Source organism: Amycolatopsis tucumanensis (genome assembly GCF_021654135.1).
In the GTDB taxonomy this organism is placed as follows: Bacteria; Actinomycetota; Actinomycetes; order Mycobacteriales; family Pseudonocardiaceae; genus Amycolatopsis_E; species Amycolatopsis_E tucumanensis.
The window spans coordinates 1-1049 of the sequence record NZ_JAKGSD010000136.1; the positions used below are offsets into that span (position 1 = coordinate 1).

The window sequence follows — 1049 nt, forward strand, 5'->3', positions numbered from 1 at the left end:
CTAGGGCCTGTTTCAATGGGTTGACCAGTGATGTTGCGGTGCAGCTTTGTGGTTTCGGCGTGTCGTTGATCAAATGGGTGAGGTCTCCGGTAGATCGATCAACGACCAAGCTGATCGAGAACACCGGAGACCTCGTGGCCAGCCTAGCGGTGACGGGGCGAGCTGATCTGACCGACGCGCAGTGGGCGATTCTGGAGCCGCTGCTGCCCGTCGGCAAGAAGCCAGGCCGCCCACCGAAATGGACCAAACGGCAACTCCTCGACGGGATTCGCTGGCGAGTCCGTGTTGGCTCGCCCTGGCGTGATGTCCCACCCGACTACGGCTGCTGGCAGACGATCTATGGCCTGTTCCGGCGCTGGCAGCGGGCTGGGGTGTGGGCGGTGATCCTGGCGGCGCTGCAAACCCGGGCCGATGCCGCCGGGTTGATCACCTGGGACGTCAGCGTCGATTCCACGATCAACCGGGCACATCAACACGCGGCGGGTGCACGCACCACCAGCGAGCAGCAGAAAGAACCGCCGGGCGGCGTAGGCCATCCCGAACCGGATGACCACGCGTTAGGCCGGTCTCGGGGAGGCTTCACCACCAAGCTGCATCTGGCCACCGAGCAAGGCCACAAACCGCTGTCGCTTCTGGTGACCGCAGGGCAGCGCGGTGACTCGCCGCAGTTCGAGGCGGTACTGGGCGGGATCCGGGTCGCCCGAGCTGGCGGCGGGCGGCCCCGGACCCGGCCGGATCGCGTGCTGGCCGACAAGGCCTACAGCTCCCGCGCCAACCGAGCCCATCTCCGGCGACGCGGCATCGCGTGCACAATTCCCCAGCCCGCTGACCAGATCCGCCATCGCCGACACCGCGGTCAGGCTGGTGGCCGGCCGCCGACGTTCGACCCACAAACCTACAAGCAGCGGCATGCGGTCGAGTGCGGAATCAACCGGCTCAAACGCAACCGAGGCGTAGCCACACGCTTCGACAAACTCGCGGTTCGCTACGAGGCAACAATCCACATCGCCGCCATCAACGAGTGGCTACGCCATTGAAACAGGCCCTAG

1 protein-coding gene is annotated in these 1049 nt (G+C 66.0%); it reads left to right on the forward strand.

Annotated elements, in window-relative coordinates; all coding sequences use genetic code 11:
* The first annotated feature begins 134 nt into the window (after positions 1 to 134).
* Positions 135 to 1037 (forward strand): IS5 family transposase, encoded by a 903-nt coding sequence (locus L2C96_RS44160; RefSeq protein ID WP_237340324.1) that lies wholly within the window; start codon positions 135 to 137, stop codon positions 1035 to 1037.
* Positions 1038 to 1049 lie beyond the last annotated feature (12 nt).